The 9,009-nt window shown below is 71.9% G+C and carries 9 protein-coding genes; 7 read left to right on the forward strand and 2 right to left on the reverse strand.

The window, feature by feature from the left end; genetic code table 11:
- Positions 1-53 precede the first annotated feature (53 nt).
- Positions 54-1,229 carry an LLM class flavin-dependent oxidoreductase gene (locus ACGFIQ_RS07410; RefSeq protein ID WP_393240651.1) on the reverse strand — a complete coding sequence of 392 codons (1,176 nt, stop codon included), beginning with the start codon at positions 1,227-1,229 and terminating at the stop codon, positions 54-56.
- Between the two features lie 178 nt (positions 1,230-1,407).
- Here ACGFIQ_RS07410 and ACGFIQ_RS07415 point away from each other — a divergent pair, with 178 nt between their 5' ends.
- From ACGFIQ_RS07415 to ACGFIQ_RS07440, 6 genes are read left to right on the forward strand one after another with little or no spacing between them, the layout of a single operon-like run.
- Positions 1,408-2,385 carry an aliphatic sulfonate ABC transporter substrate-binding protein gene (locus tag ACGFIQ_RS07415; RefSeq protein ID WP_393240654.1) on the forward strand — a complete coding sequence of 326 codons (978 nt, stop codon included), beginning with the start codon at positions 1,408-1,410 and terminating at the stop codon, positions 2,383-2,385.
- The gene (locus ACGFIQ_RS07420) at positions 2,382-3,215 is read left to right on the forward strand and encodes an ABC transporter permease (RefSeq protein WP_393240656.1); all 834 of its coding nucleotides are present in this window, start codon (positions 2,382-2,384) and stop codon (positions 3,213-3,215) included. Before ACGFIQ_RS07415 ends, ACGFIQ_RS07420 begins: the two co-directional genes overlap by 4 nt.
- Positions 3,188-3,919, forward strand: coding sequence for an ABC transporter ATP-binding protein (locus ACGFIQ_RS07425; protein ID WP_393240659.1), 732 nt, complete (start codon positions 3,188-3,190; stop codon positions 3,917-3,919). The genes ACGFIQ_RS07420 and ACGFIQ_RS07425 overlap by 28 nt, the downstream gene beginning before the upstream one ends.
- Positions 3,920-3,934: 15 nt before the next feature.
- The gene (locus ACGFIQ_RS07430) at positions 3,935-5,341 is read left to right on the forward strand and encodes a selenium-binding family protein (protein ID WP_393240662.1); all 1,407 of its coding nucleotides are present in this window, start codon (positions 3,935-3,937) and stop codon (positions 5,339-5,341) included.
- The gene (locus tag ACGFIQ_RS07435) at positions 5,338-5,967 is read left to right on the forward strand and encodes a hypothetical protein (RefSeq protein WP_393240665.1); all 630 of its coding nucleotides are present in this window, start codon (positions 5,338-5,340) and stop codon (positions 5,965-5,967) included. Before ACGFIQ_RS07430 ends, ACGFIQ_RS07435 begins: the two co-directional genes overlap by 4 nt.
- 42 nt (positions 5,968-6,009) lie before the next feature.
- Positions 6,010-7,026 carry a methyltransferase gene (locus ACGFIQ_RS07440; RefSeq protein WP_393240667.1) on the forward strand — a complete coding sequence of 339 codons (1,017 nt, stop codon included), beginning with the start codon at positions 6,010-6,012 and terminating at the stop codon, positions 7,024-7,026.
- A gap of 89 nt (positions 7,027-7,115) precedes the next feature.
- Here ACGFIQ_RS07440 and ACGFIQ_RS07445 read toward each other — a convergent pair whose 3' ends face one another.
- The gene (locus tag ACGFIQ_RS07445) at positions 7,116-7,967 is read right to left on the reverse strand and encodes an alpha/beta fold hydrolase (protein ID WP_393240670.1); all 852 of its coding nucleotides are present in this window, start codon (positions 7,965-7,967) and stop codon (positions 7,116-7,118) included.
- Positions 7,968-8,106: 139 nt separating this feature from the next.
- On the opposite strand from ACGFIQ_RS07445, the gene ACGFIQ_RS07450 reads away from it, so the two are divergent.
- Positions 8,107-8,973: a metallophosphoesterase family protein gene (locus ACGFIQ_RS07450; RefSeq protein ID WP_393240673.1), complete on the forward strand. Its 867-nt coding sequence runs from the start codon at positions 8,107-8,109 to the stop codon at positions 8,971-8,973.
- Positions 8,974-9,009 lie beyond the last annotated feature (36 nt).

The raw sequence follows: 9,009 nt of genomic DNA on the forward strand, positions 1-9,009 counted from the left end.
TCTGACGAGCGACCTTCATGATCCGCGAGCCAGAACCCAGCCGGGCCGGCCGGTCAGTGGGCCGCGGCCGGCTGCGGCGTGGGCATCGCGGCAAACGGCACATCGTTGCTCTCCGCCACGCCGGGCGGTCCGTCGGGGTGTCGCCACAGGCCGCGGTCGCGCAGGATCGGCAGCACGCCCTCCCCGAACCAGTACGCCTCCTCCAGGTGCGGGTAGCCGGAGAGGATGAACTCGTCGATGCCGAGCGCGTGGTATTCGGCGATCCGGTCGGCGACCTCGGTGTGGCTGCCCACCAGCGCGGTGCCGGCGCCGCCGCGGACCAGCCCGACGCCGGCCCACAGGTTGGGTGCGACCTCCAGGCCGTCGCGGGACCCGCCGTGCAGGTCGAGCATCCGGCGCTGCCCCTCGGACTCGCTGCGGCGCAGCCCGTCCTGCACCGCCCGGATGTCGGCCTCGGCGATGCCGTCGAGCAGTCGCCGGGCCTGCGCCCAGGCCTGCTCGGCGGTGTCCCGGGCGATGACGTGCAACCGGATGCCGAAGCGCACCTCGCGCCCGGCGTCGGCGGCCAGTGCCCGGACCCGCGCCAGCTTGGCGGCCACCAGCGCCGGGGGCTCGCCCCAGGTGAGGTAGACGTCGCTGTGCCGCACCGCCACCGGCAGCGCGGCGGCGGAGGAGCCACCGAAGTAGACAGGCGGGACCGGGTCGGGCAGGCGGTGCAGCCGTGCCTGCTCGACGCGTACGTGGGGGCCGGCGTGGTCGACCGTCTCGCCGCGCCACAGCGCGTGCACCACGTGCAGGAACTCGTCGGCCCGCGCGTACCGGGCGTCCTTGTCCAGGAAGTCACCGTAGGCCCGCTGCTCCGGCGACTCGCCGCCGGTGACCACGTTGAGCAGCAGCCGGCCCCGGGACAGCCGCTGGAAGGTGGAGGCCATCTGGGCGGCGAGGGTGGGTGAGGTCAGGCCGGGTCGGAAGGCGACCAGGAACTTGAGGCGCTCGGTCACCTCGGTCAACATCGCCGTGCTCAGCCAGGCGTCCTCACACCAGGCGCCGGTCGGGGTGAGCGCGCCGACGAAGCCGAGCTGCTCGGCGGTGCGGGCGATCTGCCCCAGGTACGCCACGCTGGCCGGACGGGCTCCCCCGGCGGCGCCGGTCGGCACGCCGTGCCCGCCGCCGACGATGTCCCGGCTGTCGCCGTTGGTGGGCAGGAACCAGTGGAAGGTGAGGGTCATCGCGGCTCTTTCCTCCAGCGGGGACGGTCGGCGCACGCGGCGAGGCGGGCACCTCCTGAGGGGTGGGACGATCGCGCCGACAGCCTACCCATAAAACCTATCGGGTTAGTAGGCTACTTCCGGTGCCGTCGCCTGTCGACGCGCCACCACCCCCGCTTGCCCGACCCGAGGAGCCGCCATGCCCACCCCGTCGACGAGCCGCCCTCCGCGTCGCCGCCTCCTGACGGCCGCGCTCACCACCGTGGCGCTGCTCGCCACGGTCGCGGTGAGCGCGTGCGGCGGGACCGCCGACGCGGGCGGCACCAAGGGCAAACTCCGGATCGGGTACCAGCGCTTCGGTGGCCTCAGCCTGGTCAAGGCGCGCGGCGCGGCACCGGATGTGGAGTGGTCGCTGTTCGAGAGTGGCCCGGCGCTCACCGAGGCGCTCAAGGCCGGGTCCATCGACATCGGACAGGTGGGCGAGGCCCCGCCCGTCTTCGCCGCGGCCGGGAAGATCCCGTTCTCCGTCATCGGCACCTCCGCGCCGATCCCGCAGGGTGAGGCCGTGCTGGTCAAGGCCGATCGGGGCTACCGCAGCTTCGCCGACCTGAAGGGCAGGACGGTCGCCCTCAACAAGGGCTCCAACGTGCACTGGCTGCTGGTCCAGCTCCTCAAGGCGAACAACATGACCCTGAAGGACATCCAGGTCAAGTACCTCAAGCCCGCCGAGGGGCGGCCCGCGTTCGACGGCGGGCAGATCGACGCCTGGGTGATCTGGGACCCGTACTTCGCCCTGGCCGAGCAGCCGGGGGTGCAGGTGCTCGCGGACGCGACAGGTCTGGCCAGCAACCGCGAGTACGTCCTGGCCTCCCCCGGCGCGGTCGACAAGCGGTCGGATGACATCCGGGCGTTCCTCCAGCGCTACCGTGAGGTGACCGACTGGGGGATCGCCCACCCCGAGGAGCGAGCCAGCACCCTCGCGCCGGAGCTGAAGATCCCGCAGGACGTCACCAGCCGTGCCCTGGCCCGCAGCGCCAAGCCTCTCGCCCCGGTCACCCCGGCCATCGGCGACGAGCTCCAGGCGATCACCGACAGCTTCGTCGCCCTGGAGCTCATTCCCGGCCCGGTCGACCTGCGGTCCCGGGTCGACGACCGATTCAGCGCGGTCTTCCAGTGAGCCGCACCGGCCTCGCCGAGGCACCCAGCGAGGTGGTGACCGCCGCGCCCGCCGCGCCGCGACGCCCGGGGGCGGCCCGACGCTACCGAAGGCTGATCAGCCCGGTGGCGCTGGTCCTGGGCTGGGAGTTGGCCGCCCGGACCGGGCTGCTGGCACCGGAGAAGCTGCCCGCGCCCAGTGACGTCCTGGCCACCGGCTGGCGGCTGACGCGGGACGGGACGCTCTTCGTGCACCTGCTGGACTCCCTCACCCGCGCCGGGGCGGGACTGCTGATCGGCGGCGTCCTGGCGCTGGTCCTGGGCACGGTGGCGGGTCTGCTGCGCCTCGGCGACGACCTGGCCGACCCACCGGTGCAGATGGCCCGGATGCTGCCGCACCTGGGCCTGGTCCCGTTGCTGATCATCTGGGTCGGCATCGGTGAGTCACTCAAGATCAGCCTGGTGGCCCTGGGCGCGTTCTTCCCCATCTACTTCAACACCTACGCCGGCATCCGGGACATCGACGAGCGGCTGGTGGAGGCCGCCCGTACCTGTGGACTGGGGCAGGCCGCCCGACTGCGGCACGTGGTGCTGCCCGGCGCGCTGCCCTCCCTGTTCCTCGGCCTACGCCTGGCGATCGGCGCGGCCTGGCTCAGCCTGGTCGTCGGCGAGCAGGTCAACGCCCAGACCGGGATCGGCTTTCTGATGATGGAGGCGCGGGAGTTCAGCCAGACCGACGTGGTGGTGCTCGGCCTGGTCGTCTACGCGCTGCTGGGGCTGATATCCGACCTTGCGCTGCGGGTCCTGGAGAGGAGGATGTTGACATGGCGTCGCGGCTTGCGGGCCACCTGACCGGCACGACGCCGGTGTTGACCGCGCACTCGGTGCACCGGGCGTTCGGGCCGACAGTCGTGTTGGCCGGGGTCGACCTGACCATCGCCCGGGGCGAGGTGGTGGCCCTGCTGGGCGGCAGCGGCTCCGGCAAGAGCACCCTCCTGCGGATTCTCGCCGGGCTCGACGGCGAGGCCAGCGGCGAGATCGTCGTGCACGGCACCGCCGCGGTGGTCTTCCAGGAGCACCGGCTGCTGCCCTGGAAACGGGTGGCACCCAACGTCGGGCTCGGGCTGTCCGGAGCGGACACCTCCGGCCGGATCCAGCGGGCGCTGGCCGAGGTCGGGCTCGCCGAACGAGACCGCGCCTGGCCGGCCGAGCTCTCCGGTGGGCAGGCGCAACGGGTCGCCGTCGCACGGGCCCTGGTCCGCGAACCAGACCTGCTGCTGCTCGACGAGCCCTTCGGCGCACTGGACGCGCTGACCCGGCTGCGGATGCAGGTCCTGCTGCGCCGGCTGCGCGCCGAGCACGGCTTCGCGGCCCTGCTCGTCACCCACGACGTGGAGGAGGCACTGCTGCTCGCCGACCGGATCCTGCTCCTGGACGAGGGCCGCATCGCGGCGGACCTTCCCGTCGACCTGGCCCCCACCCGTACGCCGGACGACCCGGCCTTCGGCGCGCTGCGCCGGCACCTGCTCGACCGACTCGGCGTTCCCACCACCTGACGAGCGGAGCCGCGAATGACCCGCTGGACCCCCGACCCCACGTTCTATCCCTCGCCCCGCGAGGCGGTGACCGCACCGGCGGAGAAGCTGGCCTACGTGGCGGCCTTCGACCGGACGGCCAGCCGCCCGGACGCCATCGTGGTGCTGGACACCGACCCCGACTCCCCCGACTACGGCCGGGTCGTGGGCTGGACCGACCTGCCGCACCTCGGCGACGAGCTGCACCACTTCGGCTGGAACGCGTGCAGCAGCGCGCTCTGCCCGACCGCACCGCACCCACACGTCGAGCGGCGCTACCTGATCGTGCCCGGCCTGCGGTCGTCGCGCATCCACGTGCTCGACACCCAACCCGACCCGCGCCAGCCGCAGGTGGTCAAGGTGATCGGGCCGGAGGAGCTGGCCAAGCGGGCCGGCTACTCCCGGCCGCACACCGTGCACTGTGGCCCGGACGGCATCTACCTGTCCGCCCTCGGTGGCGCGGACGGCGCGGAGGGCCCTGGCGGCATCGCGATCCTGGACCACACCACGTTCGAGGTCCGCGGGGCGTGGGAGGCCGACCGGGGTCCGCAGTTCCTGGCGTACGACGTGTGGTGGCACCTGACCCAGGACGTGCTGGTCACCAGCGAGTGGGGCACCCCGTCGATGATCGAGGACGGCATCGTCGGTGAGTTGCTGCTGGGCCGACGCTACGGGCACGCCATCCACTTCTGGGACCTCGCGAAACGTCGCCACGTGCAGCGGGTCGACCTGGGCGACCAGTACCAGATGCCGCTGGAGCTGCGCCCGGCGCACGACCCGACGAAGTCGTACGGGTTCGTCGGGGTGGTGATCAGTGTCGAGGACCTGTCCGCCTCGGTCTGGCTGTGGCACCGCGACGGGGACGCCTGGGCGGTCACCAAGGTGATCGACATCCCGGCCGAGCCAGCCGACCCGGCGGACCTGCCCGACCTGCTCAAACCGTTCGGCGCGGTGCCGCCACTGGTGACCGACATCGACCTCTCGGTCGACGACCGGTTCCTCTACGTCTCCTGCTGGGGCACCGGTGAACTGCGCCAGTACGACGTCAGCGACCCGCTGCACCCGGTGCACACCGGCTCGGTGCACCTCGGCGGCATCGTCCGCCGCACCGCCCACCCGTCCGCACCGGACGAGGCCCTCGCGGGCGGCCCGCAGATGGTCGAGGTCAGCCGGGACGGCCGACGGGTCTACGTCAGCAACTCCCTCTACGGCGCGTGGGACGACCAGTTCTACCCCGACGGGGTGGGTGCCTGGCTGGCGAAGCTCGACGTCGACACCGACGCCGGTGGGCTCACCCCGGACGAGCGGTTCTTCCCGCACGGGGAGGAGTTCCGCGGGCTGCGGGTGCACCAGACCCGGTTGCAGGGCGGGGACGCGTCCTCCGACTCGTACTGCTTTCCGTGACCGTCGCCACCCTGGCGACGCTCGCCGCGCTCGGCGCGTTCCACGGTCTGAACCCGGCGATGGGGTGGCTGTTCGCGGTGGCCCGGGGTTTGCAGGAGCGCAGCCGTGCGGCGCTGCTGCGGTCGCTGCCGCCGATCGCGGCGGGGCATCTCGCCTCGGTGGCCATCGTCGCGGCGCTGGTCACCGCGACCCGGTCGGTGACGGCGAGCACCGCCCTCGCAGTGGTCGGCGGTGTGCTGCTCGTCGCCTTCGGGCTGTGGCGGCTGCTCTCCGAGCGGCACTTCCGCTGGGCGGGGATGCGACTGTCCTCGGCGCAGCTCGCCGGCTGGTCCTTTCTCATGTCGTCGGCGCACGGCGCGGGGCTGATGCTGTTGCCGGTGCTGGTGGCCGAGCCGGTGCCCGCAGGCCACTCCGGGCACCTGGCCGCCGCACCGGTGGGTGCGCTGTCCGGGCTCGCCGCGGCCGGGGTGCACACCGCGGCGATGCTCGGCGTTGCCGTGGCCGTGGCGATGCTCGTCTACCAGGTGCTCGGGGTCGGCGTGCTGCGTCGGGCGTGGTTCAACGTCGACCGGCTGTGGGCGGGCGTGCTTGTCGCGGCCGGGCTGGTCACGCTGATCCGCGCGTGAACGACCATCGTGGACTTCGACGACCTGTGATCTGATGTTTCCGTGACCACTCCGACTCCCCTCATGCGCCTGGTGGCCGGTGTGTGGGGGTTCAAGACCCTCGCGGTCGGCGTCGAGCTCGGCCTGTTCACCCGGCTGGCCGGCGGGCGGACGATGACCGTGGAGGACGTCTCCGCCGAGTTCGGGTTGCCCGACCGGCCCGCGGACCTGTTGCTGGCCGCCAGTGCCTCACTGGGCCTGCTGGAGAAGGCCGGCGCCGGCTACCGCAACACCGAGTTGGCCGAGCAGTTCCTGGTCGAGGGCCGCCCGTACTACTTCGGCGCGCAGGTGCGCTACTCGGACCTGCGCACCTACCTGCCCTGGCATCGCATCGGCGAGGCCCTGCGCACCGATCGGCCGTTGACCTGGGACCCGGAGTCCCAGCAGTCGATGTTCGACACCGCCGACCCGGCGATGCTGGCGCAGTTCTGGGACGCGATGTTCTCCACGTCCAGCTTCACCGCCAGCGCGTTGGCCGACGCGTACGACTTCTCCGCCCATCAGCGCCTGCTCGACGTGGGCGGTGGGGCGGGCGCGTTCCCGATCGAGTTCTGCCGCCGCCTGCCCGACCTGCGGGCGACGGTGCTGGACCTGCCGCACGTGTGCGTCCGGGCGCGGGAGCGGATCGCCGAGGCCGGTCTGACCGGGCGGATCGACGCGGTGGCCGGTGACTTCCTGGTCGATCCGGCGCTGCCGAGCGGGCACGACGTCATCCTGCTCAGCATGATCCTGCACGACTGGGACGAGCCCACCAACCGGGCGCTGCTGGCCCGCTGCCACGCGGCGCTGCCGCCCGGTGGGGCGATCGTCGTCTGCGAGCTGCTGCTCAACGACGAACGCACCGGGCCACCGGAGGCGGCGCTGATGGGGATGAACATGCTCGTCGAGACCGAGGGCGGGCGCAACTACTCGGGCGCGGAATACCGGACCTGGCTTGCCGACGCCGGCTTCGTCGACGTGCGTACCGTGCCGTTCGACGCCCCGGGCGCCAACGGCGCGGTGGTGGCCCTCCGGCCCTGACCGCCGGCGACACCCGGCCCCGGTGCGAACCGTGGGCCGGGTGTCGCGGCACCGCACGGTGCCGGCGTCCGATCGGCTACCGGTACGGGTCAGGCGCGAGCCTTCACCGGCTGCTTCATGAACTCCAGGATCGCCTTGTTGACGTCCTCGGCGTGCGTCCACGGGATACCGTGCGGCGCGCCCTTGAGCGTGATGAGCTTGCCGGTCGGCATCATCGGCCCGAGTCGCTGGCCGGTCACCGGGTAGGGCAGCACCCGGTCCTGGTCACCCTGCACGATCAACACCGGAATGTCGATCTTCGGCAGGTCCGGGCGGAAGTCCTCCTGCCAGGCGTCCACACTGTCGTGGGTGGCCTTGCCGGAGGCCATGGCGCCGATCTGCCAGTGCGCCCGGTACGCCTCCTCGCTGACCCGCTTGCCCATGTTCTGATCCGGGTTGAAGAACGCGTCGCAGAACGACGTCAGGTACGCGAAGCGATCCTTGATGATGGCGTCCTGGAAGCCCTTGAAGAGGCTCCGCTCGACACCCTCCGGATTGTCGCTGGCCTTGGCCAACATGGGTTGCAGCGGGCTGAGCACCACGGCCCGACTCACTCGCTGGGAGCCGTAGTTACCCAGGTAGCGGATCACCTCGCCGGTGCCCATCGAGTGTCCCACCAGGGTCACGTCGCTCAGGTCCAGCTCGGTCATCAGCACGTCCAGATCCGCCGCGAACGTGTTGTAGTCGTACCCGAACGCCGGCTGGGCGGAGTTGCCGTATCCGCGGCGATCGTAGGTGATCGTCCGGTATCCGGCGTCGAGCAGCGCCTTGGTTTCCTTCTCCCAGGTCGCCCCGTTGAACGGGAAGCCGTGGATCAGCACCACCGGCTTACCGGATCCGTGATCCTCGTAGTACAGGTCGATGGGTGCGGAGTTTTCCGTCCCCACGGTGATGAAAGGCATGTTTGTCTCCTGCTCCGGTCTCGGGCTGTCGGACGTCACGGCTTTCCCGCCGACTCGGCGGATATGCGGGCGGCCGAATCCGCCCAGGTGGGCCGGACAGGGGTGGCCCGATCCCACCATGACCGCCTAGCCTCGGAGGGTGAGCCATTCGCCCCGGCTACGGGCCGTCAGCGACCTGCACATCGCCTACCCGGAGAACCGCTCGTTCGTCCAGGAGCTACACCCGGACCACGCCGGCGACTGGCTGCTCGTCGCCGGTGACGTGGCCGAGCGGTACGCCGACGTCGAGTGGGCACTGGCGCTGCTGAGCACCCGCTTCGCGAAGGTCGTCTGGGCACCGGGCAACCACGAGCTGTGGACGCCAACGGACGACCCGGTGCAGCTCCGCGGCGAGGCGCGCTACCAGGAACTGGTCCGCATGTGTCGACAGTTGGGGGTCGTCACCCCGGAAGACCCCTACCCGGTCTGGGACGGCGTGGGCGGCCCCGCCACGATCGCCCCGCTCTTCGTGCTCTACGACTACACGTTCCGGGTGCCCGCCGCGCGCACCAAACAGGAGTCGCTGGATCTGGCGTACAAGGCCGGGGTGGTCTGCTCCGACGAGGCGATGCTGCACCCCGACCCCTACCCGAGCCGGGAGGCGTGGTGCGACGCCCGGATCACCGAGACCGAGCGCCGGCTGGCCGCACGCGACCCGGCCCTGCCGACCGTGCTGGTCAACCACTACCCACTGGTGCGCGAGCCGACCGACATCCTGTGGTATCCGGAGTTCGCCCAGTGGTGCGGCACCGTCCGCACCCGCGACTGGCACCTGCGTTTCGGTGCGGCCACGATGGTCTACGGGCACCTGCACATCCCCCGCACGACGTTCTACGACGGGGTGCGGTTCGAGGAGGTCTCGCTGGGCTACCCGCGCGAGTGGCGACGGCGCGGCCCGGTCCCCGATCCCGTGCGCACCATCGACCCGGCGGAGGACCTACGCCGACGCGTGTCCGTCGGTGGGTAGAACCGACCACGGCCGGCGCGGGCTTCGCGCGGGGCG

This window comes from Micromonospora sp. NPDC048898, from assembly GCF_043198035.1.
Lineage (GTDB): Bacteria > Actinomycetota > Actinomycetes > Mycobacteriales > Micromonosporaceae > Micromonospora.